This window comes from Paractinoplanes hotanensis, assembly GCF_023717965.1.
In the GTDB taxonomy this organism is placed as follows: Bacteria; Actinomycetota; Actinomycetes; order Mycobacteriales; family Micromonosporaceae; genus Actinoplanes; species Actinoplanes polyasparticus.
The window spans coordinates 1-26,287 of record NZ_JAMQOL010000078.1; the positions used below are offsets into that span (position 1 = coordinate 1).

General features: G+C 70.4%; 27 protein-coding genes and 1 pseudogene. 14 read left to right on the plus strand and 14 right to left on the minus strand.

Translation table 11 applies throughout. The features are described from left to right. Window positions 1-94: 94 nt before the first annotated feature. Complete coding sequence (locus LXN57_RS43815; protein ID WP_251804232.1) at window positions 95-661, minus strand: CGNR zinc finger domain-containing protein; 567 nt, start codon at window positions 659-661, stop codon at window positions 95-97. An 83-nt stretch (window positions 662-744) separates the two neighbouring features. Between LXN57_RS43815 and LXN57_RS43820 the strand changes: the two genes are divergently transcribed. After that, complete coding sequence (locus tag LXN57_RS43820; protein ID WP_251804233.1) at window positions 745-1,941, plus strand: MFS transporter; 1,197 nt, start codon at window positions 745-747, stop codon at window positions 1,939-1,941. 37 nt (window positions 1,942-1,978) lie between these two features. Here LXN57_RS43820 and LXN57_RS43825 read toward each other — a convergent pair whose 3' ends face one another. Next, window positions 1,979-2,404: a hypothetical protein gene (locus LXN57_RS43825; protein ID WP_251804234.1), complete on the minus strand. Its 426-nt coding sequence runs from the start codon at window positions 2,402-2,404 to the stop codon at window positions 1,979-1,981. A 115-nt stretch (window positions 2,405-2,519) separates the two neighbouring features. Then, the gene (locus LXN57_RS43830; RefSeq protein ID WP_251804235.1) at window positions 2,520-2,804 is read right to left on the minus strand and encodes a hypothetical protein; all 285 of its coding nucleotides are present in this window, start codon (window positions 2,802-2,804) and stop codon (window positions 2,520-2,522) included. A gap of 141 nt (window positions 2,805-2,945) precedes the next feature. On the opposite strand from LXN57_RS43830, the gene LXN57_RS43835 reads away from it, so the two are divergent. Beyond that, entirely contained in the window at window positions 2,946-3,479 is a 534-nt protein-coding gene (locus tag LXN57_RS43835; RefSeq protein ID WP_251804236.1) for a GNAT family N-acetyltransferase, read from the plus strand. A gap of 143 nt (window positions 3,480-3,622) precedes the next feature. On the opposite strand, the gene LXN57_RS43840 is transcribed toward LXN57_RS43835, so the two are convergent. After that, on the minus strand, window positions 3,623-4,567 hold the full coding sequence (locus tag LXN57_RS43840) for a DUF6928 family protein (RefSeq protein ID WP_438872982.1): 945 nt from the start codon (window positions 4,565-4,567) through the stop codon (window positions 3,623-3,625). 317 nt (window positions 4,568-4,884) lie between these two features. Here LXN57_RS43840 and lepB point away from each other — a divergent pair, with 317 nt between their 5' ends. The 3 genes from lepB (at window position 4,885) to LXN57_RS43855 (ending at window position 7,536) form a co-directional block, all read left to right on the plus strand. Then, window positions 4,885-5,520, plus strand: a complete 636-nt coding sequence (lepB, locus tag LXN57_RS43845) for a signal peptidase I (RefSeq protein ID WP_251804238.1) — start codon at window positions 4,885-4,887, stop codon at window positions 5,518-5,520. A 317-nt stretch (window positions 5,521-5,837) separates the two neighbouring features. Further along, window positions 5,838-6,887 carry an alpha/beta fold hydrolase gene (locus tag LXN57_RS43850; protein ID WP_251804239.1) on the plus strand — a complete coding sequence of 350 codons (1,050 nt, stop codon included), beginning with the start codon at window positions 5,838-5,840 and terminating at the stop codon, window positions 6,885-6,887. A gap of 4 nt (window positions 6,888-6,891) precedes the next feature. After that, window positions 6,892-7,536 carry a class I SAM-dependent methyltransferase gene (locus LXN57_RS43855; protein WP_251804240.1) on the plus strand — a complete coding sequence of 215 codons (645 nt, stop codon included), beginning with the start codon at window positions 6,892-6,894 and terminating at the stop codon, window positions 7,534-7,536. A gap of 7 nt (window positions 7,537-7,543) precedes the next feature. Here LXN57_RS43855 and LXN57_RS43860 read toward each other — a convergent pair whose 3' ends face one another. Further along, the gene (locus tag LXN57_RS43860) at window positions 7,544-7,699 is read right to left on the minus strand and encodes a hypothetical protein (protein WP_251804241.1); all 156 of its coding nucleotides are present in this window, start codon (window positions 7,697-7,699) and stop codon (window positions 7,544-7,546) included. Window positions 7,700-7,774: 75 nt separating this feature from the next. Continuing rightward, a complete protein-coding gene (locus LXN57_RS43865) occupies window positions 7,775-9,211 on the minus strand; it encodes an aldehyde dehydrogenase family protein (protein WP_251804242.1) in 1,437 nt (478 codons plus the stop codon). A gap of 156 nt (window positions 9,212-9,367) precedes the next feature. Between LXN57_RS43865 and LXN57_RS43870 the strand changes: the two genes are divergently transcribed. After that, window positions 9,368-10,054, plus strand: a complete 687-nt coding sequence (locus LXN57_RS43870) for a S1 family peptidase (RefSeq protein ID WP_251804243.1) — start codon at window positions 9,368-9,370, stop codon at window positions 10,052-10,054. Here the strand turns inward: LXN57_RS43870 and LXN57_RS43875 are convergent. After that, window positions 10,000-10,419, minus strand: a complete 420-nt coding sequence (locus tag LXN57_RS43875; RefSeq protein WP_251804244.1) for a hypothetical protein — start codon at window positions 10,417-10,419, stop codon at window positions 10,000-10,002. The genes LXN57_RS43870 and LXN57_RS43875 overlap by 55 nt on opposite strands. 304 nt (window positions 10,420-10,723) lie before the next feature. On the opposite strand from LXN57_RS43875, the gene LXN57_RS43880 reads away from it, so the two are divergent. Further along, on the plus strand, window positions 10,724-11,905 hold the full coding sequence (locus LXN57_RS43880; RefSeq protein WP_251804245.1) for an LCP family protein: 1,182 nt from the start codon (window positions 10,724-10,726) through the stop codon (window positions 11,903-11,905). Here LXN57_RS43880 and LXN57_RS43885 read toward each other — a convergent pair. Continuing rightward, the gene (locus tag LXN57_RS43885) at window positions 11,880-12,680 is read right to left on the minus strand and encodes a methyltransferase domain-containing protein (RefSeq protein ID WP_251804246.1); all 801 of its coding nucleotides are present in this window, start codon (window positions 12,678-12,680) and stop codon (window positions 11,880-11,882) included. The genes LXN57_RS43880 and LXN57_RS43885 overlap by 26 nt on opposite strands. A gap of 158 nt (window positions 12,681-12,838) precedes the next feature. On the opposite strand from LXN57_RS43885, the gene LXN57_RS43890 reads away from it, so the two are divergent. Then, entirely contained in the window at window positions 12,839-13,342 is a 504-nt protein-coding gene (locus LXN57_RS43890; protein ID WP_251804247.1) for a hypothetical protein, read from the plus strand. Here the strand turns inward: LXN57_RS43890 and LXN57_RS43895 are convergent, their stop codons facing one another. Beyond that, window positions 13,343-14,299 (minus strand): TIGR03885 family FMN-dependent LLM class oxidoreductase, encoded by a 957-nt coding sequence (locus LXN57_RS43895; RefSeq protein WP_251804248.1) that lies wholly within the window; start codon window positions 14,297-14,299, stop codon window positions 13,343-13,345. 93 nt (window positions 14,300-14,392) lie between these two features. Between LXN57_RS43895 and LXN57_RS43900 the strand changes: the two genes are divergently transcribed. The 4 genes from LXN57_RS43900 (at window position 14,393) to LXN57_RS43915 (ending at window position 17,721) form a co-directional block, all read left to right on the plus strand. After that, window positions 14,393-15,160 (plus strand): MBL fold metallo-hydrolase, encoded by a 768-nt coding sequence (locus LXN57_RS43900; protein ID WP_251804249.1) that lies wholly within the window; start codon window positions 14,393-14,395, stop codon window positions 15,158-15,160. 115 nt (window positions 15,161-15,275) lie between these two features. Next, window positions 15,276-16,226 (plus strand): ABC transporter substrate-binding protein, encoded by a 951-nt coding sequence (locus tag LXN57_RS43905; protein WP_251804250.1) that lies wholly within the window; start codon window positions 15,276-15,278, stop codon window positions 16,224-16,226. 84 nt (window positions 16,227-16,310) lie between these two features. After that, window positions 16,311-17,072, plus strand: a complete 762-nt coding sequence (locus LXN57_RS43910; protein WP_251804251.1) for an esterase/lipase family protein — start codon at window positions 16,311-16,313, stop codon at window positions 17,070-17,072. A 202-nt stretch (window positions 17,073-17,274) separates the two neighbouring features. Next, window positions 17,275-17,721 (plus strand): DUF6918 family protein, encoded by a 447-nt coding sequence (locus LXN57_RS43915; protein WP_251804252.1) that lies wholly within the window; start codon window positions 17,275-17,277, stop codon window positions 17,719-17,721. Between the two features lie 105 nt (window positions 17,722-17,826). Here the strand turns inward: LXN57_RS43915 and LXN57_RS43920 are convergent. The 4 genes and pseudogenes from LXN57_RS43920 to LXN57_RS43935 all read right to left on the minus strand — a co-directional run bounded on the left by LXN57_RS43920 (window position 17,827) and on the right by LXN57_RS43935 (window position 21,744). Beyond that, window positions 17,827-19,426: pseudogene (locus LXN57_RS43920) on the minus strand (ABC-F family ATP-binding cassette domain-containing protein). 143 nt (window positions 19,427-19,569) lie between these two features. Continuing rightward, entirely contained in the window at window positions 19,570-19,914 is a 345-nt protein-coding gene (locus tag LXN57_RS43925) for a GNAT family N-acetyltransferase (RefSeq protein WP_308206707.1), read from the minus strand. A 172-nt stretch (window positions 19,915-20,086) separates the two neighbouring features. Next, window positions 20,087-21,067 carry an S-adenosylmethionine:tRNA ribosyltransferase-isomerase gene (locus tag LXN57_RS43930; RefSeq protein ID WP_251804253.1) on the minus strand — a complete coding sequence of 327 codons (981 nt, stop codon included), beginning with the start codon at window positions 21,065-21,067 and terminating at the stop codon, window positions 20,087-20,089. Further along, window positions 21,064-21,744 (minus strand): SDR family NAD(P)-dependent oxidoreductase, encoded by a 681-nt coding sequence (locus LXN57_RS43935; RefSeq protein ID WP_251804254.1) that lies wholly within the window; start codon window positions 21,742-21,744, stop codon window positions 21,064-21,066. The genes LXN57_RS43930 and LXN57_RS43935 overlap by 4 nt, the downstream gene beginning before the upstream one ends. Before the next feature lie 121 nt (window positions 21,745-21,865). On the opposite strand from LXN57_RS43935, the gene LXN57_RS43940 reads away from it, so the two are divergent. Both LXN57_RS43940 and LXN57_RS43945 read left to right on the plus strand, forming a co-directional pair. Next, entirely contained in the window at window positions 21,866-23,005 is a 1,140-nt protein-coding gene (locus tag LXN57_RS43940) for a GAF domain-containing sensor histidine kinase (protein WP_251804255.1), read from the plus strand. After that, window positions 22,998-23,636, plus strand: coding sequence for a response regulator (locus LXN57_RS43945; RefSeq protein WP_251804256.1), 639 nt, complete (start codon window positions 22,998-23,000; stop codon window positions 23,634-23,636). The genes LXN57_RS43940 and LXN57_RS43945 overlap by 8 nt, the downstream gene beginning before the upstream one ends. A gap of 523 nt (window positions 23,637-24,159) precedes the next feature. Here the strand turns inward: LXN57_RS43945 and LXN57_RS43950 are convergent. Continuing rightward, on the minus strand, window positions 24,160-26,250 hold the full coding sequence (locus LXN57_RS43950) for an MMPL family transporter (protein WP_251804257.1): 2,091 nt from the start codon (window positions 26,248-26,250) through the stop codon (window positions 24,160-24,162). Window positions 26,251-26,287 lie beyond the last annotated feature (37 nt).

The following is a 26,287-nucleotide window of genomic DNA, read 5'->3' on the forward strand; positions in this document are numbered from 1 at the left end:
GTCAACATGTTGCGCACGGCGGGCATCCTGTCCCACCAAACCACCAAGATCAAATGCTACGACTGGCTGAACTCGCCCAGTTCAGTGCCGATCTTTAGTTTCGGGCGCGATACGCGGCGGTCTTGGTTCGGTTTTGGCATGTCGTTGAGCAGAAGCGTCGCCCGTTGTTCTTGGACGTGTCGACGAAGACGCGGTCGCATCGGTCGGCGTCGCACACCCCTAGACGCCCCGCCAGGTTGCTGCCGACGGCCAGGGCGAGTCCGGTGGCGCATCCGGCGGCCCAGCCGGAGGCCAGCCCTTCGTCTGAGCCATGGAAGTGCACCTGCCAGCCGCCGCCGTGGCTCAGGTCCAGTTGGGGTCGGGCTCCCGAGCGTTCAAGCAGTCCGTTCAGCTGGCCGGCCGCAGTGTCGACGTCGCCCCGATGCGCTGCCTCGAAGACCGGCCGCATCGCCGCCGCGCACTCGGCAAGCGCAACAGCGTCGGACTCGGCTACTACCGGGTCTCGCCGGCCATCGCCGGCCAGAGCCGCTCTTGTCGCGGTCACCAACTCCGGGCCGACCGGCCGGCTGACGGGCTGTCCACGGTCGCTGCCGTCGGTCAGCCGGTTGACCAAACGAGCTGCGACGTCCACCAACGTGAAAACGTGACTGTCGAACGTCACTTGACCAGTCACACCCTTCCTCGTACCGTCCCGCCCGTGAGTGACTATCAAAGACCATCTTGCCAGTCACCGGCGCTCTGTCGATGACCGACCGTGAACCGATCCTCGGCGCCGTCGTGGTGTGGCGCGATCTGCCGCGCGCGATCTGGGTTCTTTTGCTGGCAAGGGCGGTGAACCGGCTGGGGGCGTTCAGTCTGCCGTTTCTGTCGCTCGTGCTGGTCAACGACTTCAGGGCCTCGCTCACCTCCGCCGGCTATCTGATCAGCGCCTTCGGATTGGCCACGATCCCGTCCCGGCTGCTCGGCGGACACCTGGCCGACCGGTTCGGCCCGAAGGCAACCATCTGCCTGGGCTTGGCCGGCACGGCAGCCGCGCAACTACTCGTGGCCGGCTCCCACACCTTCACCCAGGCCATATTCGCAGTGATCCTGCTCGGACTGTTCTTCGAAATCTATGAACCGGCAAGCCAAGCGCTGATCGCCGACGTCACCGACGAATATCAGCGGCCGGCCGCCTACAACCTGCTCGCCGTAGCAATGGCCGTCGCAGGGATGGGCGCAGGCCTACTGGCAGCAGTCGTGGCCGGGATCGACCTTCGATGGCTGTTCATCATCGACGCCGCCACCTGTCTGCTCTGCGCAGCCGTGGTCGCCTTCGCCCTGACCGACAAAACCGCGCGGGGACAACGCGACACGCACCGCTCACGCGAGCGCGGCGCCTGGTCGGACCGGCGCCTACTCGCCATGCTGGCGGTCGGCACGATCTTCGCCACCATCTACCTCCAGATCACGATCGCTCTTCCCCTGACGATCACGCAACGACACCTGCCCGTCAGCGTCGTCGGAGTGCTGCTCGTGTTGTCCACGCTTACCTTGGTGCTGGTGCAGCCCGTGCTGAATCGCTCGCGGTTGCGGCTGCTCGGACACTTCCGGATCATGACGCTGGGCTACCTGCTGCTCGGTGCCGGTCTCGCCGTCTACGGCTTCGCTACCACGATCGCCGCGTTCGCCGCAGCCACCGTCATCTGGAGCCTCGGTGACGCCGTTTTGATCGGCCGCGCATTCACGGTCGTCGCCTCCCTCGCCCCGGACGCCAAACGCGCGCAATACCTGGCGGTCTACGGGACCAGCTGGGGCATCGCTGCCATCATTGCCCCAACAGCCGGCACCTGGCTCCTCGAACTGGGCGGCCCACCTCTGACATGGTCAACCATGGCCACGGCAAGCGTTCTCCTCGCCCTCGTCCAGCCGAGTCTCGGGCGCCGACTGACACGCCATTGAGCGTCTGCTTCCGCAGCGATCCGCATTCGGTGGCCGCTCAGGGCCCAGAGCAAGCGATCTCGTCCAGCCGCCCGATCGGCAGTTTCTTCACCACGACCCCCGCACAGCCCTTCAGGCGCGCCTGCAGAAGCCGGTGCATGCCATCAAGCACGGTCAGCCGATTCGGTCGCTCGAGCACGTGCAGCGGAAAGCTGATATCCGCCGCGAACGTACGCGCGTACTGCTCGCTGAAAGCTCGCGGACTCTGTGCCACCTGCTCGGGTGTGAGCACGAACGGCCGGCCTCGGAACGCCCACATCGGCAGCCGGAGGTGCCAGCCAAGTTCTGCCATCGGAACCCACGTCTCGGGCAGGTCCAGACTCCACAACCGTTCGCGGTCCCACACAAAGTTGAGCACGACGTCATCCAGAACCGGCGGCATCACGTCCAGAAGCGGAAAGGGCTGCCGAACCGCAAACTCCACCCGTTGATACTGGCAGACGATGCGCGCTGCGTACGTGGCCGACAGCCATCGGTGTGGCCGCTTGATCACATGAACTCTGCTGCCGCGATCCGAGCGCTGGTGAACGGCAGGGTCGTCACTCTCCGCTCCAGATCCATGCTCGCTCGAAATCGGCCTCCGTGATCTCAAAGCAGGCCCAGTCTTCACCAGAGTCGTAGAGGCTCGCTTCACCGAGGCCGCCAAAGCGATCCTCGACGTGGCTGGGGCCGTAGCGCAGAACGCGGCCAGCGTCATATGCCTCAACTTGACGAACGGGCCAGCCGTCCTCGGCGACCTCGAGATACCAGACCGAGTGGCCCCAATCTGCGAACTCGTCGCCTCGGGTCTCGGTCCACCGACGGCGGTAGAAGCGATTCGGCACGGCCGAAAGAGTACCGATGCGCGGCGTCCTCTTCTGCCGCCGACCGCGCGCGACGCATACCGGGGCGGTCCGGCGCACGCTCGTGGCCGATGAGCGGAAGTCGGCCGACATCGCATGCCCGCGGCATGCTGTGCTGCAGAGATGGACGGTCACGAGATCAGCGATGGCGTTGTTGCTCTTCGACGATGGAGCACCGACGACGCCCCATGGTACGCCGAAACGGTTTCCGCAGATCCGCTGATCCAGCAGTTCACCGCGGAGCTGCCGACGGTGACCGCTGAAGACGTGCGCTCGGCCATCCGCGGACTCCTCGCGAAGCCTACCGACGCGGCCGGCTTCCTCATCGCGGACGCCGACAGCCACCAGCGGCTCGGCAACATCGCTCTCACCTACGAGGAGGCTGTCGGCGACGTTTCGTACTGGCTCGCCGATTATGCACGTGGACGTGGCATCGCCACGCGGGCACTGCGCCTCTTCACTCACTGGGCACACACTGTGCTGGACCTTTCTGAACTGAGGCTTTGGGCCCAGGTCAACAACACTGGATCTCGAGCGGTGGCAGAGCGCGCCGGCTACCTCAGGGATCCGGAGCGGGACAAAGTCCGCGAGGTCAAGGACGAGTCCTGGTCGACAGTTTCATACGTTCACCGCTGGACCGCTCCAACCGTGACATGAAACTAACTGCGCGCATCTGCCGCGATCAGCTCGACACGGACCATGACGGCTGCGGCATCTCGGCTCGCAGTAGCCGAATTGAGGACGTTACTGAAGACGGAAATCAGTGGTCCTGGCTGTCGTCACTCGGCTCAGGATGCTGGCTACAGCCAGATCTGCTCCCAGTGGCGGTCGCCCCAGCCGTCCTGGTCGTTGAGGTAGCCGCGGTAGATCTCGGTGACTTCCTCGAGTGTGTCGACTTCGCATCGGAAGTGCAGGTCCGGGCTGCCCTCGCGTCGTTCGACCCAGAACACTCCGGCCGGGATGTCGTAGCGGCCGCCGATGGCTGCTTGGAGGTAGTTCTGGCCACCTACGTCAACGATCAGATAGTCGAGGCCGTCACCGAGGCGCCGGACCTGTGAATCGACATCGATGGCCGACGGCTGCACGATGGGGCGGCCATGCGATCGCTGCAGCGTCATCTGCGGGACACCCAGCCGGAACCCGGCCAACGGCACCCGGCCCTGGTCCGGCATACCCGCCAGCGGCATGCCCTCGATCACGAACCCGCACAACGCCGCCAGCGCGTCCTCACCCAGATCCAGCGGATGAAACGGCAGCGGGTAGGGCTCGTCGTCATCCTCGACCGGATGCCGCCCGGCCCAGTACGCCCGTTCAAACGGCAGCCGGTCACCGCGATCCTCGACAATGCCGTCGCCAGGACTCAGACACAGCGCCCGTTCGAGCGTGCCGTCTGCGCCCCAGGCCGCGAAGCCGAGAAAATCCGAGACGCTGTGCATCGAGTGCAGGATCACGCGTCGGCCCGCACCCTCGGCCAGCCAACCCGGCCGTAGATCACCCGGCCGGATCTCGCCCAGCTCGGCTGCGCAGATGACCGTGAGATCCCGGAACACTCCCGCATACAGCAGGCCGGCCGGCGGATTGATGTTCGAGCCCAGGTTGCCGTCCGTGACCGCAACCAATTTGAGCCCCGGCAGCAGCCGCGCCACCAGCGCCTCAGTCGCCGCTCGATCGAACTCCTCGGCGTTGCGCAGCGCCTGACCCGCATCGCCGTCGGCATAAACCAGCAGCGCTGTCTTGGCACCCATGCCCGGACACGCTACGGCAACCGCACCCCGCGGCTCGCCAGCCCAGCACGCACCCCGGAGAGGCCACCCGGCAGACCACTTGGTGACAGGATTGCCGCGGTCTTCGGATCGCGGGTGGCGCACGAGACCGCGTGCGCGGATCTGCCGGGATCCGGGAGCGTGCTGGGAGGGCGGTGCCCTGTTTGAGGCACGACATAGGCGTCGAGCCGGCACAGGTACGGTGATCGTCACGTCGCGCGGTCGCCGGTCTCGGGAACTACGGTTCGTGCGACTGATCTCAGGGCTGGTGGTTGGCTACGGACACGTAGGATCTGTTCGTGGTGGACGAGCAGACCGAGAAGCGCCGAGGTTCGGTCTGGCGCGAGTTGCCGATCCTTCTCGGGGTGGCTGTGCTGGTCGCCGTCCTGGTGCGGGCGTTCGTGGTGCAGACGTTCTTCATCCCCTCCCAGTCGATGGAGCACACGCTCGACATCAACGACAAGGTGCTGGTCAACAAGCTCGTCTACAGTGTCCGCGACCCCCGGCGCGGCGAGATCATCGTCTTCGAAGCCCCCCAGCAATGGCGGACCGGCGACAAGGACGAGGACTACATCAAGCGCATCATCGGGGTCGGCGGCGACCGTGTTCAGTGCTGCGACGCCGCCCACCGCATCACGGTCAACGGCCACGCCCTCGACGAGTCGTACGTCTTCGAGGGCGTCGACGGAGTGGCGGACGAGGCGGCCCGCGAGCCCTTCGACATCACGGTCCCGAAGGACCGGATCTGGGTGATGGGCGACCACCGCGCAGCCTCCGCGGACTCGCTCGAACACTGGCTGACCGACGAGAACATCGACGACGCGACGATTCCGGCTGACTCGATCGTGGGACGCGCCTTCACGCTGTTCTGGCCGGTTGACCGGGTGGCCTGGCTGACCGTGCCCCCGACGTTCGACGACGTGCCCGCTCCCTGAGCCACACGACCTCGGCGCATGCCGGTCCGGCGTCATCAGGTCCAGACCTTCGCCTCGAAAGGGCCTGTACGAGGCGCATTCCGTCTCCAGCACCCATCACCGTGAGTGATCGGTGCACCGGCCAACGAGGTGGGAGCCGTTCTGGTGAGGGGTCGGCATCCGCACTCGCGAGAGTCGGGACGGACGAGATCTCGGTGGTGCCAGAACTTGGCGACACCTCGTCCCCGGGAGCTCACGGGCGATTGCGAGCTGTCACGGGTGCGAGGCGGCTGGGCTCGGCATCCCTGGATGGCAGTCCTGCGTAGGACAATGGCGGGGTGCGGCAGCGGCTGGATCGGGTGGTGCTGGACGACGGCACTGCGGTGGCGTACGCCTCGATCGGTTCGGGGCGGCCCCTGGTGTACGTGATGGGCTGGCTCACACATCTGCGACTGGGGTGGGAGCTGCCGGCGGAAAGGGCGCTCTACGAGGCGCTGGCGCAGGGCGGGCGGCTCGTGCGATACGACCGGGCGGGGTGCGGACTGTCGCCGGCCACGCAGCGGCCCGCTTCGCTGGCGTACGAGCTCGAACAACTGGGCGCCGTCGCGGCCACGCTCGGCGAGCCGTTCGACCTCATGGGGACGTCGATGGGGGCGCCCGTCGCGGCGGCGTGGGCGGCAGCTCATCCGGCGTCGGTGCGGTGCCTCGTCCTCTATGGCGGCTGGGTGCGTGGCGCGGAACTGTCGGCTCCGGGCGTACGGGAAAACGTTCTGGGTTTGGTCGAGGCGCACTGGGGGCTCGGGTCGGACGTGCTGACCGACATCTTCGCCCCCGATGCCGACGCCGCCACCCGGGCTGGGCAGGCTCGCTACCAGCGCGCGTGCTCGAGTGCTGCCACCGCTCGGGACCTGCTGGCGCTGAGCTACGACCTCGACGTCGGTGACCTTCTGGGCCGGGTGCGGACGCCGACGCTGGTCGTGCACCGCACCGGCGATCGAGCGGCGCCCGTCGCCCAGGCTGAGGCTCTCGCCGCCGGCATCAGCGGCGCCCGGTTGACTCTGTTGCCCGGGCGGTCGCATCTGCCGTACGCCGGTGACCGCGACGAACTGGTGCGGGTGATCCGCCGCTTTCTCGGCCGGCCCGTGGCGCGCCGCCGCGCCGAGGGGCTGACCGCCCGCCAGCGCGAGGTGGCCGCGCTGGTCAGCCAGGGCTGCACGAATCGCGAGATAGCGATCCGGCTGGGGATCGACGAGCGCTCGGCCGAGGGCCACGTCGAACGGATCCGGCTGCGCCTGGGTTTCCGGTCCCGGGCCCAGATCGCCGCCTGGTACAGCGCACAGTGGGGTATTTCCCCGCCTGCCCCGGGTGCCGGCGCGCGGCCACGATAGGGCCATGTCACTGGCAACCAGCTACGAAGTGAACCGGGTCCGCGGGCCCTTCAACGCCACGTTCTTCGGCCTGATGGGCCCGTACATCGAGTGGAACGTGCGGCACCACAAGCGGCGGGTGTTCGCGGGCCTTCCCGGCGCCGTGGTCGAGATCGGCTCCGGCGTGGGCGCCAACCTGCGCTACCTGCGGCCGGGGTCGACGCTCGTGGCCATCGAACCCAACACCGCGATGCACCGTCGGCTGCGGTCCGCCGCCGACCGGCGCGGCGTCCGGCTCGACCTGCGTGACAGCACCGCGGAGCAGACCGGCCTGCCGGACCGGAGCGCGGACAGCGTGATCTCGTCGCTCGTGCTGTGCACGGTGTCCAACCCGGCCGAGGTGCTGACCGAGGTGCGGCGCATCCTGCGACCGGGTGGCACGTTCCGCTTCGTCGAGCACGTGGCCGCTCCCGCCGGCACCTTCACGCGCGGGCTCCAGCGAGCGCTGCGCCGCCCGTGGGCGTGGACGTTCGAGGGCTGTTCGTGCGAACGCGACCTGGCGAAAGCGCTGCGCGCCGCCGGCTTCACCGACGTCGAGCTGACGCCGTATCGGTTGCACAGCCCGTTCATCACGTTCAACACGCAGATCGCCGGCGTGGCCCACGCCTGACGGGTGGTCACACCGACCGGCGGCCCTTGACGAAGCCCATGACGACGGAGACGGCCAAGGCGACCAGGCCGATGATGATGAGCCACTTGACGGCCTTGAGCACGAGGCCGAGCACGATGAGAACAACGGCGATGACGCCGAGCATGACCAGGAAGGAGCGCATGTCTGTGGAGTGCCCCGCGGCCCACGCGTGTACACCCTCGGTTTTGTGACGTCGCCCGCCGTAGCAGGGAGGTGCTCAGGAGATGATGACCGTCTGCAGCTCGGTGAACGCCTCCATGGGGTGGGCGCCGCCCACCCGGCCCAGCCCGCTGTCCGAGCCGGAGCGGCCGCCGAACGGCAGGTGGCTCTCCCAGTAGTTCGAGGACTCGTTGATGTTGACCCAGCCGGTGCGCGCGGCGTCGGCGAAGGCGAGCCCCTTGGTCAGGTCGGCCGTGTAGATCGCGGCCAGCAGCCCGTAGCGGGAGGCGTTGGTCAGTTCGATCGCCTCGTCGAGCGACCCGATGCCGACGATCGGCGCCACCGGGCCGAACGTCTCGTCCGTGGCGACCAACGCGCTCGCCGGCACGTCGGTGAGCACTGTGGGCGGCCAGTACAGATCGGTCTTGAAGTTGCCGGCGCGCGCGCCTCCGGTCAGGACTGTCGCGCCCCGGGCCACCGCGTCGGCCACGTGTTCGTCCATTTTGGCGGCCACCGCGGCGTTGTTGAGCGGGCCCATCGTGGTCGCGTCGTCGAACGGGTCGCCCAGCCTGACCCGCTCCCGCACGGCGGAGGCCAGCCGGGCCGCGAACTCGTCGCTGACCGCCGAGTGGACCAGCAGCCGCTCCCCGGCCGTGCAGCTCTGTCCCGCGCACAGGAAGCAGGCGACCAGCGCGCCGGCGACCGCCCGGTCGAGATCGGCGTCGTCGAGCACGACGATCGGCCCGTTCCCGCCCATCTCGAGCAGGGTCGCCTTGCCCGCGGCCGCGTTCGCGACGAGCCGTCCGGTGGCGGTCGAGCCGATGAACGCGACGGCGTCGGTGCCCGGGTTGCGGGCGATCTCGTCCCCGACGACCGGCCCGGGACCGGTGACCAGGTTGACCACACCCGGCGGCAGGTCGGCCTCGGCCAGGCACTCGGCCAGCGCGACGGCCGCCACCGAGGTCGACGGGGCCGGCGTCCACACCACGGTGTTACCGGCGGCCAGCGCGGGCGCGATCAGCTCGGCGGGCATGGTGTAGGGCCAGTTCCACGGGGTGATCACGCCGACCACGCCGCGCGGACGGCGGATCAGCAGGGCGCGTTTGCCGGGCGACGACGAGTTCGGCAGCAGCCCGCCCAGGCGCTTGCCGTCCTCGGCCGCCATCCGCCAGTAGGTGACGAGTTCGCCCACCTCGTCGTACGCCTCGGCGCGCAGCGGTTTGCCCTGGTCGAGGGTCAGGGTGCGGGCCAGTTGGTCGCGCCGGGCCTCGATCACGTCGCCGACGCGGTGCATCAGCGCGGCCCGTTCGAAGGCCGTCAGCCCGGCCCAGCCGGGCGCCGCCGAGCGTGCGGCCGCGATGGCCGCCCGGGCGTCGTCACGGTCCCCTTCCGGTACGCGGCCGAGCGCCTCGCCCGTCGCCGGGCTGGTCGCCACCGTGGTGGCGTGCGAGCGAGCGGGCACCCAGGCGCCGCCGACGAACATCGCGAGATCCACCCGGCCAGGCTATCGGCGGTCATCACACCGGTGATAGGGGCGAATTGGGCTGTAACCGTTTCTCCGCCGCGGCACGTACGGTACTTCGACAGCCTTCGATACGGCGCCGCACCCGGCCGGCGCAGGTGTCGACGATCCCCCCGAAAGGAGTCCGGCGTGCGCATCCGCATCGTCGTCGCTTCGCTGGCCACCGTCCTGACCGGCGTCCTGGCCGCACCCTCGGCCGTCTCGGCCGCCGTCGAGGACCCGGGCACCAACATCATCGGCGGCGGCACCGTCTCGTCCGCGCCGTGGGCGGCCGCCGTGCTCAGCAACGGCAGCTTCACCTGCTCGGGCACGATCATCTCGGCCAACTACGTGCTGACCGCGCGCCACTGCATCTCGGGCACCATGTCCGTGCGGGTGGGCAGCGTCAACCGCACATCGGGCGGCACCACCCGGGCCGTGAGCAGCACGTCGACCCGCTACGACCTGGCCCTGATGCGGCTCGCGTCGCCGATCACCACGTCGTACATGCCGTTGTCGAGTTCCTACCCGCCGGTCGGGTCGACCAACTCGATCTACGGCTGGGGCATGACCTGCTACAGCGGGTGCAGCGCCTCCACCACGCTGAAGACCGCCTCCGTGCAGGTCACCTCGACCAACCAGACCGACGCCTACGGCGGCCGCGCGATCGGCAGCACCCGGATCAACGGTAACGCCTGGCGCGGCGACTCCGGCGGTCCGCAGGTCTACAACGGCGCGCAGGTGGGCGTGGCGTCCACGGCCGACGGCACGGCCCGCCAGTACTACGGCAGTGTCGCGTACAACCGCTCCTGGATCAGCTCGGTCGCGGGCGTCTGACACACCTCTGAGCCCGGGGCCGGCACACATGCCGGCTCCGGGTTCCTTGTCGCCAGAAAGACGACCACGGCGATGCGGGCCACCCGCGGCCTCCCCCTCCGGAATGCGGCCGCGGCATACCGATCCAGCACCCCGCACCCGGTCAGGAAGTCCGGCACGACCAGCGTCCGGTAGCCGTGCACCTTGACCAGCTCGCGGAAGTCGGGTTTGGTCATCAGCGGCTTGCGCACCATGGCCAGGCGGGCGGCCTCGTCGGCGTCGAGGTCGCGCAGCAGATCCCATCCGAGCCGGCGGACGAGCCCCGCCCGACGGAGAGCGCGTCGCGATCGGGTTATCCAATGCGTACGGAAATGGCGCTCAGGCAATTCCCAGAAAGTGTGGGATCGCTATCAGCTAGAGATCAGAAACTGCCCGAATCGGACAACGGGGTGGGCAACCATTTGACGCTCGTCGAATAATGGAAGGCGCCTCGGTGCGCTCGGTTCACTACTCAGCGTACCGAAATTTGGTCCTTTGAATTCGAAACGTTGCCACGACGTCACCCCGCGTCCAGCGGGGTTGACTAATAGATCGTGACCATATATCTGTTCTGACGGCGTTGAGCCCGGCGCGTTGCCAAACGCACCGCGTCACACGAGGGAGCTACCACCTATGCCGGCTGGGACCGCCATGAGAGGCGATCACGACGCCCGTCCGGGCCGGCGCAAGGCGCAGGGTGGCGGCGGAACCGGCAAAAAGAAGTCCAAGCGCCACAAAGCCCCCCTGTGGGCGAAACTGCTCACCACGTTCGGCGTGATCATGGCGCTGGTCGGTGTCGGCGGCCTCGTGAGCGTCAAGTACTTCCTCGGTCAGCTCACCTCCAACATCCAGACCACCTCGTCGGTGCTGAGCGCCTCGGGCGGGCTGGGCAACACCAACGCCAAGGCGGGCCAGCTGCCCAAGGGCGCGATGAACATGCTGCTGCTGGGGCTCGACACCCGTACGGGCTGGGGCGACGGCGAGTCCCGGTCGGACACGATCCTGATCCTGCACATCACGGCCTCGCACGACAAGGCGTACATGATCTCGATCCCCCGCGACACCGTGGCCAAGATCCCGGCCGACGAGGCGATGGGTGTCCCCGAGCAGCGCACCAAGATCAACGCTGCCTACTTGTTCGGCTCGCAGGGCGGACGCGGCTGGCAGGGCGGCGCCAAGCTGGCCACCAAGGCCATCCACGAGCTGACCGGCATCGAGTTCGACGGCGTCATGGTGATCGACTTCAACGGCTTCAAGGGCATCCTCGAGGCGATGGGCGGCGTGCACCTCTGCATCGACAAGGAGATGTGGTCGAGCCACTACCTCGTCAAGAACGGCAAGATCGAGTACGCGCACGGCGCCGACCCGAAGAGCAAGCCGCGCGACGCCCTGGTGTTCAAGAAGGGCTGCCGCAACATGCAGCCGTGGGAGGCGCTCGAGTTCTCGCGCCTGCGCCACTCGACCAACGGTGACTACGACCGCCAGCGTCACCAGCAGCAGCTGCTGCGCGCGATGGCCAAGAAGGCCAGCAGCGCCGGCATCATGGGCAATCCGTCGAAGGTCGCCAAGATCCTGGCCGCCGCGGGCAAGTCGCTGAAGATGGACACGAACGGCGTGCCGGTCGACAACTTCATCTTCGGCCTCAAGGGCCTGGCCGCCGGCGACCTGATCCCGATCAAGACCAACGGCGGCACGTTCAACGGCGGCGACGGCGGCGAGGCGATCAGCGACGACACCCGCGCCCTGTTCGAGGCGACCTCGGCCGACAAGCTGCCCGAGTTCCTGCTGCGTCACCCGGAGAACGTGATCACGGACGGGAGCGCCGCGTCCTGACGGCGGCGTACCACGCGGGAATCCGCTGGACCGGCCCGCCCGGTTCCAGCGGCACCCCGTACACGTCGGTAGCGCCCTGCTCGAGCACCCGCCAGGCGTCGCCCGGGAACGCCGCGGCGACCTCCTCGGCCCCGAAGCGGCGCGGCGCCCGCACGCCCGCGCTGATCAGCCGGTGCACCAGCGGTGGCAGGCGGGTCGGCCGGGCGCCCTGGTCGAGCAGATAGTCGAGCGGGTCGCCGGTGTGGTTGGTCTCGCTCAGGAACAGCGTTCCGCTCTCACCCAGCAGCGCGGCGACATTCGCGGCCACCGCACGGCGGGCGTCGTCGTCGAGCACGTGCAGCACACCGCGGATGTGCGCGTTGGCGTCGCCGAACTCGTCGTGCAGCCGCTCCCCCAGGCCGGGTGACGCGATGTCGGCCACCCGGAAGGTCAGGCCGGTGAACGCGCCGGACGCCCGGGCCACTGCCGCCGCCGAGCCGTCGATGCCGATGACCCGCGAGGCGAAACCCGTCAACGCGTACGCCTGACGCCCGGACCCGCAGCCCAGGTCGACCATCGGCCGGTCCGGGTCGGCGTGCCGCCGCAGCACCTGCGCGAGCAGCTCGTTCTCGGCCGGCTCGTCGGCCTCCCACAACACGTCACCGCCCGGCCCGGTACGCGTGACGCCGGCCCAGTAACGCTCCCAGGCGCGGGACTGTGAACGCGGCGCGCCGAGCGCGGCCAGGGTGAGCCGGGGAATCAACAGGTACTTGCGCCAGACCACGACGATCATCATCGCGGGTGTCTTGACACTTGGCCAGAACCGTGTTCGACCGCCCCGGAAACGACGCCACAGAGGACCGTCCACGACGGATTCCGCAGCCGTTGCCGGTCGAAAAAAATCATTACGCACTGAGATCAACCCGTAACAAACGGGCAGTACGGTCCCCGACCATGATTCGGCGGAGTGGCCTGGCCACGCTCGGTGTTGTTCTGGCGGTCGGCATGACCGCCTGTGGGTCGGACGGCGGCGACGAGCTCGTGTTCGGCGGTGACCCGGTCACGCAGTGCGTGCGCGTGGCCGAGGGGGCATCCATGGTGGTCGGCGACGTGCTGCGCGCCCCGGCCGATTCCGACCTCGTCGTTCAGAAGATCGGCCTCGCCGGGGCCAGGGGCGTCAAGGCGAGCAAGGCGTTCATCGTGCCGCTGAGCAGCGGTCGCACCCCCATCGGCAACGCCAACTACCCCCCGGCGGCCAACCCGACCTGGGATTTCCGGATGCCCGCCGAGAACGCCACGATCCGAGCCGGCGAGGAGGCCAACCTACTGCTCGTGGTGAGCCGCAGCGGCGCGCTGGACGGCTCGGCCTCGGGCATGCAGATCGACTACCTCGGCGGCTCGAAGGTGAACACGACGACCTACCAGTTCCGCGGCGATTGCAGCGTCAACGCCGGTTAGTCACCGCAGGGCGGGCAGGACCTTGGACCCGAAGGTCTCGACGAACGGGATGAGGTCCTGCCCCACGTGATGCAGATAGATCCGGTCGAATCCGAGGGCGGCGTAGCCGCGCAGCTTCTCGACGTGCTCCTCGAGGTCGGCCGAGATGTTGACGACCTTCCCGACCTGCTCGACCGTGACGTTCTCGCTCACCACGTCGAAGTGGTCGACCGTCTCGAGGTCCCAGCACACCGGCGGGGCGAAGATGTTGCTGCGCCACTGGTCGTGCGCGATGGCCTCGGCCTCGTGCTGCGTCGGCGCCCAGCTCAGGTGCACCTGCAGGCAGATCGGGCCGCGGCCGCCGGCATCCCGGTACTGCGAGATCATCGCGCGCAGGTGGTCCTCCGGGGCGTTGACCGTGACCAGCCCGTCGGCCCAGCGGGCGCACCACGCCGCCGTCTTCGTGCTCACGGCGGCCCCGATCAGCGGCGGCGACACCTCGGGCCGGGTCCACAGCCGGGCCCGGTCGACCTTGACCAGGCCGTCCCGGGTGACCTCCTCGCCCGCGAGCAGATCGCGCAGGACGTCGACGCATTCGAGCAGGCGGGCCTCGCGCACCTCCTTGCGCGGCCAGGGATCCCCGGTGATGTGCTCGTTGCTGTATTCGCCACTGCCCAGCGCGGCCCAGAACCGACCCGGATACATCGCGCCGAGCGTGCCGATGGCCTGCGCGATGATCGCCGGGTGGTAGCGCTGACCGGGCGCGTTCACGACGCCGAACGACAGGTTGGTCGCCTGCAGCGCGGCGCCGAGCCACGACCACGCGAAGGCGGATTCGCCCTGCCGCCGGCTCCACGGCGAGAAGTGGTCGGAGCACATCGCCGCCTCGAAGCCGGCGCGTTCCGCAGCCACCACGGCGGCGAGCAACTCGGCGGGCGGGATCTGCTCGTGCGAGGCATGGATTCCGTACTCCGTCATGGCTGGCCCCATACCCAGCTCGGGCGGCTAAGAATCGGATACGAACGACACGTACCGGTGGCGATCATCGACCGCGCGGCCGAGCATCGGGTCATGGGTGATGCTCGGTTCAGCCGAAGGCTTCTGTTCACCGCGGGCTCGGGGGTGCTCGGCGTGGCCGTTCTCTCCGCCTGCTCGGACTCCTCCTCGCCGTCGGGCGGGACGACGAACTCGCCGGCGGGCGGGACGACGACTGCCCCACCGTCCGGCGCGGCGCCCTCGGGCTCGGCCGGTCCCGGCGCCTGGAAGCGGGTCGACCTCTCGTTCGTCTCGGCGTACCTGCTGATCCGGGGCTCCGAGGCGGCGATCGTCGATCTGGGCGTACCCGGCTCGGGCGATGCCATCGGCAAGGGGCTCACGGCAGCGGGCAGCGGCTTCTCCGCCGTACGCCATGTGGTGCTGACCCACAAGCACGACGATCACGCCGGCGGTCTCGGCGACGTCCAGCCGCAGGCCACCGGGGCCACGTTCTACACGGGCGAGGCCGACGTCTCCTCGATCCAGTCGGCGCAGCCCCTGACCCCGCTGAAGGACGGCGACGAGGTGTTCGGACTGCAGGTGATCGGCACGCCGGGCCACACCGCCGGGCACATCGCCATCTTCGACCCGTCGACCGGGACGCTGGTCACCGGGGACGCGCTGCGCACCACCACCGACGGCCTGGTCGGCCCCGATCCGCAGTACAGCGAGGACATGACGACGGCCGCCGCGTCGATCAAGAAACTGGCCGCCCTCGACGTGCGCACGATCCTGCCCGGCCACGGCGCCCCGATCAGCTCGAACGCCGCCGCGGCGCTGAAGCGACTGGCCGCGACGGGCTGACGCGCGCGACGGACGGGCAGACATTTAGTTTTCCCTTTCCGCCCGAGCCCACGATGCCCTTGATCCGGTAAATTGCGCCCGGCGCAGTTGCGCCGCGTATCCGAAAGGGCACACTATGCGCCGGATCCTCGCCGCCGCCACTGCCGCCGTCCTGGTGCTCGCCGGCGCCGCATGCTCCGACGACAAGAAGCCCGAGGCGGCCGGCGGCACGAAGGTGAGCGTCGGCGTCATCCCGATCATCGACGTGGCGCCGATCTATCTGGGCAAGCAGAAGGGCTACTTCGCGAAGCGCGGCATCGACCTCTCGCTCACCTCCGAGCAGGGTGGCGCGCCCATCGTCGAGGGAGTGCTCGGCGGCAGGTACCAGTTCGGCTTCAGCAACGTGACCTCGCTGATGGCCGCGCAGTCGGGCGGCGCGCCGCTGAAGGCGGTGGCCAGCGGCGTCGCCTCCAACGGCCGGGCCGGGCGCGACTTCTCGGCGATCGTGGTGACCGACGGCAGCCCGATCCGCTCGGCCCGCGACCTGGCCGGCAAGCGGATCGCGGTGAACACGCTGAAGAACCTCGGCGACACCACCGTGCGCCAGTCGGTGCGGCGGGCCGGCGGCGACGCGGGCAACCTGCGCTTCCAGGCCATGCCGTTCCCTGACATGCCGGGCGCGCTGCAGGCGGGCAAGGTGGACGCGGCGTGGGTGGTCGAGCCGGCGCTGAGCGCGGTGCTCACCCAGGGCGGGCAGATCCTGGCCTCGAACTTCGTCGACACCGCGCCCGACCTGACCGTGGCGCTCTACTTCACCAGTCAGGGCACCATGGCCGCGAAGCCGAAGCTGGTCACCGACTTCACCGAGGCCATCAAGGAGTCGATGCGCTACGCGGCGGGCCACCCCGAGGAGGTGCGTGACGTCGTCGGCACGTACACCCAGATCAACGACACCGTCCGGATCGCGATGATCCTGCCCAGCTGGCCCGAGGACATCAACCGCCGCTCGCTGGAGCGGGTGGCGCTGCTGGGCGAGCGCGACGGCATCTTCACCAAGGCGCCGACCCTGGATCAGCTGCTGCCCTGAGTCTCGTCCGCCGGCGCTGCTGGTGGCCGGCCGGTCTGGCCCGAACGCCGGAATCGGCGCGGCCCGCTGCCGCATGATGGTCCGGTGCGGTACCTGCTGCCGGCCGCGGCCGGCGCCCTGGTGCTCCTGCTGCTGACGCTGGCCGGCGTGCGCCTGCTCGGTGGGGAGGACGACGACGGGCCCCGGCCCGATCAAGCCCGGCCCGGAACCGTGCTGCTCGTGCCCGGCTACGGCGGCAACCGCGCCGGGCTGAGCCGGCTGGCCGACCGGCTGCGGGCCGAGGGGCGCACGGCGACCGTGCTGACCCTGCCCGGCGACGGCACCGGCCGGCTCGAGGAGCAGGCCGACCTGCTCGACGCCGCCGCCCGCCAGGCGGTGACCGCCGGAGCGCCCTCGGTCGACGTGATCGGCTACTCGGCCGGCGGCGTGGTCACCCGGCTGTGGGTCGAGCGCCACGACGGGGCCGAGGTGGCCCGGCGGGTGGTCTCGCTGGGCTCGCCGCTGCACGGCACCCGGCTGGCCGGGCTGGGCGCGCGGTTCGGGGGCGCACAGTGCCCGCGGGCCTGTCAGGAGCTGGCACCCGGCAGCGACCTGCTGGACAGCATCGACGGCGCGCTGCCGGGCCGGCTGCCCTGGCTGTCGATCTGGACCGAGAACGACGAGACCGTCCAGCCGCCCGACTCGGCCCGCCTGGACGGCGCCGTCAATGTGTCGCTGCAGAGCATCTGCCCGGCCGCGCGCACCGCCCACAGCGAGCTGCCGACCGATCCGTACGTCACCGCTCTGGTCCTCGACGCCCTCGGCGCCGAGCCGCTGAGCGAGCCGCGAACCTGCCCCGCCGCCTGACCACCGTGCCGCGCCACTAGCAGACGGGGGTTACCGGCGGGGGCGTGGCCACCCGGCCGAACGGGTCATCCGAATGACCGTTCAGACCGAAGATCCTAGCCAGGGCGGGGCATCTGGCGAGACGGCAGAGGCAGGAGTTGAAAGTGATTCTGCATTGAGTAGTGTGCTCGCCGTTGTCCCGTGATGAGGAGCGCGTACACCCATGGTTTTGAACCTTCTTGAGCTTTCCGACAACCCGGCCACCAAGGCTGCCATCGTCAAGGACGCCCAGGCGCTGGTCGAGGCCGAGCTCGCCGGTAAGTCGGGCATCTCCGCCGGCGCGGTGAAGCTTGCCTACAAGGCGGTCACCTCGTTCGCGCCGGGCTACTACGAGGAGACCCTGAACATCATGGTCCCGTCGATGCTGGAGCAGCTGCAGCCGTTCTGGACCGACTTCCGGGCCGCCGGCGGTGGCACCTTCGGTGAATACCTGGCCAAGCGCCAGGACGAGGTCACCCCGGCCATGCTGCTGGTCACCGACGACATGGCGAACGCCTCCGAGAAGGCCGTCGTCGTCAAGGCCTACAAGACCGTCCGCGGTGGCGCCTCGAAGCACATCGAGGCCGCTCTGCCGGCCCTCGGCGGCCTGGTGGAGAAGTACGCCGCCTGATTCGCCCATGAGGAGCCGCGCCCGTCCGAGCGACGGGCGCGGCTCTTTTTCTTTCAGGTCAGGCTGATCCGGCGGCTCTCAGGCCAGGCTGATCCGGCGGCTCTCTCAGGCCAGGCTGATCCGGCGGTCGATCCCGATCGCCTCCAGGAACCGCTCGTCGTGGCTGACGACCACAAACGCTCCCCGGTACGCCGTGAGGGCCGCCTCGAGCCGGCCGACGCTCTCGAGGTCGAGGTTGTTGGTCGGCTCGTCGAGCAGCAGCAACTGAGGCGCCGGCTCGGCGAAGAGCACGCACACCAGCGTCGCCCGCAGCCGCTCGCCGCCCGAGAGCACCCCGCACCGGCAGGTGGGCCCGGTCGCCGCGGAACAGGAACCGGGCCAGCAGGTTCATCCGCTCGGCGTCGGCCAGCGTTGGGGCCGAACGGGCCAGGTTCTGCGCCACCGTCAGATCGCCGTCGAGCAGGTCGAGGCGCTGCGACAGGTACGCCACCCGGCCCTCGGCCCGCGCGGCGGTGCCCGCGCTCGGCTGCTGGTCGCCGCTGATCAGCCGCATCAGCGTCGACTTGCCGGCGCCGTTCGGCCCGACCAGCGCGATCCGCTCCGGCCCCCGGATGATCAGGTCGATGCCCGCGCCGGCGAAGACCGGCCGCCCGTCGTACGTGGCCTGCAGCCCCGTCCCGGTGAAGACCGTGCGCCCGGCCGGCACAGCCGTTCCGGGCAGGTCGACGACGATCCGGTCGCCCTGCCGGGCCGCCCAGCTCGCCTCGTCGTAGCGGGCCTGCGCGTCGACCACCCGGGACGCGTGGACGTCGTTCGAGCGGGCCGCCGAGACCTGGGCGCTGTTCTTGAGGTTGCCCGCGTGGATCCGGGCCAGGCCCGCGCTGCCCAGGTTGCGGGCGGCGGTCGACTGCCGCCGGGCAGTGCGCTCACGGGCCTGCTGCATCTCCCGCTTCTGCCGTTTCAGGTCCTGCTCGGCGTTGCGCACCTGCCGTTCGGCGACCTCACGTTCGGCCTCCACGGCTTCCGCGTACGCGGTGAAGTTGCCCCCGTACCACCGGATCTCCCCGTGCTCGAGGGCGGCGATGCGGTCCATCTCGTCGAGCAGCGCCCGGTCGTGGCTGACCACGAGCAGGCACCCGGCGAACGTCCGCAGCACCGCGGTGAGCCGCTCGCGAGCCTCGCCGTCGAGATTGTTGGTCGGCTCGTCGAGCAGCAGCACGTCGGGCCGCTTGAGCAGTTGCGCGGCCAGCCCGAGCGACACCACCTGACCGCCGCTGAGCGTGGCGAGACGCCGGTCGAGGGCCACGTCACCGAGGCCGAGCCGGTCGAGCTCGGCCCGGCTGCGCTCCTCGACGTCCCAGTCGGCGCCGACCGTGGCGAAGTGCTCCTCGGTGGCGTCGCCGGCCTCGACGGCGTGCAGCGCGGCGATCGTGCGGTCGACCCCGAGCACCTGGGCGACCGACTGCTCCGAGGCGAAGGGCAGGTGCTGGGGCAGATAGCCGAGCACGCCGCCGACGGTGACCGTGCCGCCGGTGGGTGTCAGCTCGCCGGCGATCAGCCGCAGCAGCGTGGACTTGCCGGTGCCGTTGGCCGCGACCAGGCCGTTGCGCCCGGCCGGCGCCGACACCGTGAGGTCGTCGAAGACCGGGGTGTCATCGGGCCAGGAAAAGGACAGGGAGGTGCAGACGACAAAAGCGTCGGACATGAAGAGGCTCCGCGAAGAAGGCCGCCGGGCCGTGTGGGCCGGGCGGGAGACAGCGAGGGACGACGTGGACCGGGGACCTCACCCGGAGATGTCGTCGTCGCCTGCCATCTGTTTGCTCCTGCTCTCGGAAGACTGCGGCGAGTCTAGCTCGCGACCCGCCGGTACGCATGGAAATTGATGTCCCGCCGATGCTGGAAGCCCATGGCGAGGTAGAGCCGGATCGCCCCGGTGTTGGTGCCCGCCGCGTGCAGGAACGGCGTCTCGCCGCGCTCGCGGACGGCCGCCCGGATCAGCCGGGCGGCCAGGCCCTGACCACGGAACGCGGGGTCGGTGCAGACGGCGCTGATCTCGGCCCAGCCGGGCGGGCGCATCCGCTCCCCCGCCATCGCGACCAGCGCGCCCTCGCGCCGGATGCCCAGATAGGTGCCGGGCTCACGGGTACGCGGCCCGAACGGCCCGGGCCTCGCGCGCGCCACGAGGTCGAGCATCTCGGGCACGTCCGCCGCGGGTCCACGCGGGATTGTCGAGCACGGCCCGGTCCACGGTTGTCATGCGGTCTTTCCTACCGCGCGGACAGTGGGCTGCGCTGCGATTGTGAGCGGCCGCATAGGGCCTGTCCGCGATGCTCCGCGGCGACCCCGAGCCGTATTCCGCCCTGCGTCAGACGCCGCCGGTCTGAGGCCCGAGTATGAGGTGCACGTCGCCGAACTCGTGCCACCGGTAGCGCTCGCGCAGTGCCTCGGCGTAGGCCGCCCGCAGAGCGTCCTCACCGGCCACGGCCGTCAGCATCTTGAGGTGTGAGGCACGCGGCTCGTGCAAGCCCGTGAGCAGCCCGTCGACCGACCGCACGACGTGGTCGGGCTCGATGACCAGCGAGGTCCAGCCCGACGAGGGCCCGGCGACGGCCGATTCCAGCGCCCGCACCACCGTCGTCCCGACGGCGATCACACGGTTCCCCGCCGACCGCACGTGGTTCATCAGGCGGACGGTCGATGCGGGCACCCGGTACCACTCCGGGTAGGGCGGCTCGTCGACCTCGGGCGACGCCACCCCGGTGTGCAGGGTGACCGGCGCGACCACCACGCCCCGGCCGGCCAGTTCGGCCAGCACCCGGCCGGTCAGCGGCCGCCCGGCGCTCGGCATCTCGGCGCTGCCGGGCTCGGTCGCGTACGCGTTCTGATAGACGTGCAACGGCCAGTCCCGGTCGGTGTAGCTGTAGCGGATCGGCCGCCCGTGCCGCGTCAGGTATTCCACGCGGCCCGTGCCGACCGCGGGGGTCGCCGCCCACAGCCGCGCCGTGAACGGGCGGACCAGCGTGAGCGCGCCGCCGGGCACCTCGAGCCGGAGCCCGGCCCGGGCCGGGGCGTCGCGCACCTCGACCAGCCAGCTGCCGTCGGCCTGCTCGGTCGAGACGTGCAGGCGTACGCCCGAAGCGTCGATCGCCGACGGCAACGTCGCCGAGTTGTTGACGACCAGCAGGTCGCCCGGGCCGAGCAGGCGCGGCAGTTCGGTGAACCGGTGGTGGCTGACCGCGCTCCCCCGGCTCACCATCAGCCGGACGCCCTCGCGGGTCAGACCGCGGGCCTCCACCGGCTCACGCGCCTCGAGTCCGGTCGGCAGCTCGAAATCGACGAGCGTCATCGGGCGACGTACCTTCCCGAGGCCGGCCGCTCGTCGACCAGCTTCACGAAGTACGGCCCGACCGTTTCCGGCAGCGGCCGATCCGAGATGTCGTCGCCGGGGAATGCCTCTTGCTGCAACCGCGTCCGCAGGTCGCCCGGATCCACCGACCACACGCGCACCTCCGGCTCTTCCTTCGCCAGCACCGCGCTCGCGTGGTCGAGCGCGGCCTTCGCGGCGCCGTAACCACCCCAGCCCTCGTACGCCTCCACGGCAGCGTCGGAGCTGATGTTCAGCACCGCCCCGGCGTCCGAGAGCCGCAGCTGTGGCAGCACGAGCTGAGTCAGCGCGATCGGCGCGAGCACGTTGACCTCGAACGTCTCGAGCAGCGCCGGCAGCGGGAAGTCAGCCAGCGCGGGCGGCGGGCTGCCGCCCAGCGTGGACGCGTTGTTGACCAGCAGGTCGGCCCCGCCCAGCTTCGAGGCGGCCTCGGCCAGTTCGGCGCGATGGTCGTCGTCGACGACGTCGCCCGCTATCGCCACCACGGTTGTCACCCGGCCGAGTTCCGCGGCCACCACCTCCAGGTCTTTTCCGGTACGGGCATCGATGACCAGGGCCCAACCGGCGCCGGCCAGCGTGCGGGCGAGGGCGGCGCCGAGCCCCTGGGAAGCGCCGGTGATAACGGCTGTGTTCGTCATGCCCCGACCCTGCCCGCTCCGGCGGCCCGCGGCGTCGGACCCAGGTCGGCTCTTGAGCACGACCTTGGTCCTAGGACCGTGGCCCGAGGCGGCCGGCCCTGCTCGTGGCTATGGTGGGCCCGTGACCGCCGCCGACCAGCTCAGCACAGCACGCCGCCTCTCCGCGGCCGTGCTGGCGGTCAGCGACCAGCTCACCGTGCCCGAGGTGCTGCAGACGATCGTCGACACGGCCCGCGAGCTCGCCGCAGCCGAGTACGCGGCGCTCGGCGTGCCCGACGACGACGGTTCGTTCGCCCAGTTCCTCGTCTCCGGTGTCTCCCCCGCGCAGCAGGCCGCCATCGGCCCGCTGCCCCGCCAGCACGGCTTCCTCGCGGTGACGCTGCGCGAGCCGGTCGTCCAGCGTCTCGACGACATCCGGGCCGACCCGCGGTTCGACTGGTGGCCCCGGGCCCATCCCGTCCTCGAGGCGTTCCTGGGCGTGCCGATCATGAACGGCGACGAGATCCTGGGCGCGCTCTATCTGGCCAACAAGCCCGGCGGCTTCACCGCCCACGACGAGGAGCTGGTGCGGGTGCTGGCCGCGCACGCGGCGATCGCGCTCACCCACGCCCGGCTCTACGCGCGCAGCCGCGAGTTGACCATCGCCGAGGAACGCGCCCGCATCGCTCACGACCTGCACGACGCGGTGGCCCAGCGCCTGTTCGGACTGCGGCTGACCGCGCAGGCGGCCGACCTGCTCATCGAGCGCGACCCGGCCGCCGCCCGGGCCCGGCTGGCCGAGGTCACCGCGCTGGCCCGCGAGGCAGCCGAAGAGCTGCACGCGGCCGTGCTCGAGCTGCGGCCGGCCCGGCTCGACGAAGACGGCCTGCCCGACGTGCTGCGCAAGCAGGTGCAGGTCCTCGACCGTGCCTCGGGCGCCGACGGCCCCCGCCTGCACTACACAGAGGACGATCCGCCCGTGCTGTCCCCGGCGCAGCAGGCGGTGGTGCTGCGCGTCGCCCAAGAGGCGTTGCACAACGCCGTGCGCCACGCCGGCGCCCACGTCATCCGGGTCAGCCTGGCCCGGCTGGGGTCGTGCGGGGTGCGGCTCGAGGTCGCCGACGACGGCGCCGGTTTCGACGTCGCCGCCACCCTCAAGGCCGGGCGCAGCCTGGGCCTGCGGTCGATGAGCGACCGGGCCTGCTCGGTGCGCGGCCACGCCGTCTTCACGTCGACGCCCGGCCAAGGCACGGCGGTGCTCCTGGAGGTGCCCGGTGACTGAGATCCGGGTGCTGATCGTCGACGACCATCCCGCCGTACGGCGGGGGTTGCGCATCTTTCTCGAACTGGCGGCCGATCTGCGGGTGACCGGCGAGGCCGCGGACGGCCCGACCGCGATCGACCTCGTCGAGCAGACGGCGCCCGACGTGGTGCTGCTCGACATGGTGCTGCCCGGCATGGACGGTGTGGCCGTCCTGCGCGAACTGGCCCGCCGCGCCCTGCCCGCGAGGGTCCTGGTCGTCACCAGCTTCACCGACCGCGCCCGCCTGCTGCCCGCCGTCCGCGCCGGCGCCCGCGGCTACCTCTCCAAGGATGTCGACCCGCAGGCCCTGGTCGCGGCCGTGCGCTCGGTGCACGCCGGCCACCTTCTGCTCGAACCGGAGGTCGCCACCACCCTGCTGGGCGCCCCGGCCGACACCCCCGCGCTGACGGCCCGCGAGCGGGACGTGCTGGCGCTGATCGCCGACGGCCGCTCCAACCGCGAGATCGCCCGCGCCCTGGTGGTGGCCGAGAAGACGGTGAAGACCCACGTCTCCAGCATCCTGATGAAGCTGGGGCTGGCCGACCGCACTCAGGCCGCCCTGCACGCCGTCCGCACGGGCCTCGTCCCCCGCGACTCCGGCCACGACTGATCTGCGATGCCGCGATGTTCAGCGGCCTGGACGAGATCGACTGGGGCTGGCTCGGGCACGCTTACGGGCCGGCCACGCAGGTGCCCGTCTGGATGCGCGGCCTCGTCGACGTCGATCCGGCCGGCGACCACTACCGCGACAAGACGACGAGCTCTCAACATGCTCGGTCCACTTCAGCCGGAATCCCATGCGGCGGAAAAGCCAGCAGCTCAGCGATCCGGAAGACACAAATCTATGTTCGAGGCCTTGTCGGCAACGTGACAAGGCTTCACTTGAACGTGGACCAACCCACGAAAGGCCGATCCTACTTGCGAGAAGGCCGAGTTGAGATGAGCGTTGTGGCTGCGCAGGAGGGCCAAAATTCGGCCGGCGTATTGAACTCGATGCCCCGCCCAAGAGATTGAAGGCCCCGGCTCCCGCTCGGCTGGGCATGGATCTGAAGATCGGGGCGGGCCGGGCCACCACCAACAAGCGGGTGCTCGCGGTGCTGACCCGGCTCCCCTCCACGTCCGTTTCCTGAAGGTCAGCCGACCAGCTCCGGGTGGCGGACCGGTTCCGGCGCGTCAGGCTCGGCCTCGACGTGGGGCAGGATGCGGTCGAGGAAGGGCGGGAGCCACCAGTTGGCCCGGCCCAGCAGCGTCATCGTGGCCGGGACCAGCACCAGCCGGACGATCGTGGCGTCGATCAGCACGGCCGTGGCCATGCCCAGGCCGATCATCTTGACGGTCACGTCGGGGTCGAGGGCGAAGCCGGTGAACACCGCGACCATGATGGCGGCCGCACTGCTGATCACCCGGCCGCTGGCCGTGAGGCCGCGGATCACGCTGCCCTGGGCGTCGCGGGTGCGCAGCCAGTCCTCGCGGACCCGCGACAGCAGGAACACCTCGTAGTCCATCGACAGGCCGAACAGCACCGTGAAGAGCAGCACCGGCACCCAGCTCGACACGGAAACGGCATGGGGCAGGCCGACCAGCCGCGCGGTGGCGTCGTTCTGGAATATCAAGGTCAGCACCCCGTACGCGGCCCCGACCGACAGCAGGTTCATGAGCGCAGCCTTGACGGCCACCACGGGGGCGCGGAACAGCACGGTCAACAGCACCAGAGACAACGCGACCACGAAGGCGACCACGATCCACAGCCGGTCGGCCAGCCGGTCCGAGATGTCGGCGAACACCGCGACCAGGCCGGTCACGAGCACGCCGCTGGGCAGCACGTCGTCGCGCAACCGGCGCAGCAGGCCGGTGGTCGCCTCGTCCTGCGGGCCGGTGGCCGGCTCGACCACGATGACCGCCGCACCACCCTCGACCGTCGGCGGCGCCACCGAGGCCACGCCGGGCTGGGCGCGCAGGGCCGCCGAGAGCGCCCCCAGATCGGGGGCCTTCGCCAGATCGGCCACGACGATCAGCGGACCGTTGGCGCCGGCTCCGAACTCGGCCGCCACCAGGTCGTACGCCTTGCGGGTGGTGTGCGATTCCGGCATGCTTCCCGCGTCCTGGGGCCAGGTGCGCATGCCCAGCATCGGCGCGGCCAGCACGGCCAGGACGATCAGTGAGGCCACCGCCGCGAGCCCCGGCCGCCGGCACACCGCGGCCGCCCACCGAGCCGTAAGAGCGGGCCGAGGCGCCCGGCGCGATCTCCGGGGCAGGACGCGGTGGCCGGCCAGACCGCAGAGCGCCGGAACCAGGGTGAGCGCCGCCGCCATGACCGCCGTGACCGCGAAGAACGTCGCGTAGCCGAACGACGAGTACGTGGGCAGCGTGGACAGCTTCAGGCCGAACAACGAGACCAGCACGGTCAGCCCGGCCACGACCACGGACACGCCCGCCGTCGCGTTGGCCGCGGCAGCCGCCGCCCGGGGCGTCAGACCCGCCCGCAGTCCTTCGACGTGCCGGGCGACCAGCAGCAACGCGTAGTCGATGCCCACGCCGAGCCCGACCATCGTCGCGATCGTCGGCGCGATGGAGCTGACGTCGGTGACCCGCTCCGCCAGGGTGATGAGCGCCGCGCTGCCGGCCAGCCCGGCGATGGCGACGGCGATCGGCAGCCCGGCCGCCACGACCGAGCCCAACGCGAACGCCAAAATCACGAGCGCGGCGACGATGCCCACCAACTCGGCGGTACCGCTGGGGGCCTGGACGTTCTCGGCGACCTGCCCGCCGAACTCCACCTGCAGGCCGTTCTCGACCAGCGGCGCGGCTGCCGAGCGGAGCGCGTCGATGCCTTCGGCGCCCCGGAAGTCGGTGACCGGGATGTCGTACTGGACGCCGACGAGCGCGGTGTCGCCGTCGGCCGAGATCCGGGCCGGTGCGACGACCGCCGCACCGTCGACCTCGGCCAGGCGCTCCCGCAGCGCTTCGAGCGCCGCGGGATCGATCGGCCGATCCGAGTGCACGACGACGCGCGCGTCCGTCCCCGACATCTGCGGAAGATGCTGCCGCAGAAACTCGGTGCCGGCCTGCGACTGCGTGCCGGGAACGTTGTAGTCGTCGCGCGGCGCGCCACCGACGGCCAGCGACAGGCCGGTGAGGGCTACCAGCGCCACCAGCCAGGCGCCGACCGTGCGCCAGGGGTGCGCGGCCGCCGCTCCTCCGAGCCGACCAAGCAAGCGAGACATGTCTTCTCTCCTCCATACGTTTTCGGAGGAGAGGTTC

Coding starts and splice junctions, on each gene's coding strand:
- LXN57_RS43860 (WP_251804241.1), bottom strand. CDS start 7,699: ATGCGCTCCTTCCTGGTCATGCTCGGCGTCATCGCCGTTGTTCTCATC.
- LXN57_RS43905 (WP_251804250.1), top strand. CDS start 15,276: ATGCGCCGGATCCTCGCCGCCGCCACTGCCGCCGTCCTGGTGCTCGCC.
- LXN57_RS43885 (WP_251804246.1), bottom strand. CDS start 12,680: ATGATGATCGTCGTGGTCTGGCGCAAGTACCTGTTGATTCCCCGGCTC.
- LXN57_RS43930 (WP_251804253.1), bottom strand. CDS start 21,067: ATGACGCTCGTCGATTTCGAGCTGCCGACCGGACTCGAGGCGCGTGAG.
- LXN57_RS43895 (WP_251804248.1), bottom strand. CDS start 14,299: ATGACGGAGTACGGAATCCATGCCTCGCACGAGCAGATCCCGCCCGCC.
- LXN57_RS43890 (WP_251804247.1), top strand. CDS start 12,839: ATGATTCGGCGGAGTGGCCTGGCCACGCTCGGTGTTGTTCTGGCGGTC.
- LXN57_RS43950 (WP_251804257.1), bottom strand. CDS start 26,250: ATGTCTCGCTTGCTTGGTCGGCTCGGAGGAGCGGCGGCCGCGCACCCC.
- LXN57_RS43840 (WP_438872982.1), bottom strand. CDS start 4,567: ATGGGTGCCAAGACAGCGCTGCTGGTTTATGCCGACGGCGATGCGGGT.
- LXN57_RS43820 (WP_251804233.1), top strand. CDS start 745: ATGACCGACCGTGAACCGATCCTCGGCGCCGTCGTGGTGTGGCGCGAT.
- LXN57_RS43935 (WP_251804254.1), bottom strand. CDS start 21,744: ATGACGAACACAGCCGTTATCACCGGCGCTTCCCAGGGGCTCGGCGCC.
- LXN57_RS43900 (WP_251804249.1), top strand. CDS start 14,393: ATGGGTGATGCTCGGTTCAGCCGAAGGCTTCTGTTCACCGCGGGCTCG.
- LXN57_RS43915 (WP_251804252.1), top strand. CDS start 17,275: ATGGTTTTGAACCTTCTTGAGCTTTCCGACAACCCGGCCACCAAGGCT.
- LXN57_RS43925 (WP_308206707.1), bottom strand. CDS start 19,914: ATGCTCGACCTCGTGGCGCGCGCGAGGCCCGGGCCGTTCGGGCCGCGT.
- LXN57_RS43835 (WP_251804236.1), top strand. CDS start 2,946: ATGGACGGTCACGAGATCAGCGATGGCGTTGTTGCTCTTCGACGATGG.
- LXN57_RS43855 (WP_251804240.1), top strand. CDS start 6,892: ATGTCACTGGCAACCAGCTACGAAGTGAACCGGGTCCGCGGGCCCTTC.
- LXN57_RS43880 (WP_251804245.1), top strand. CDS start 10,724: ATGAGAGGCGATCACGACGCCCGTCCGGGCCGGCGCAAGGCGCAGGGT.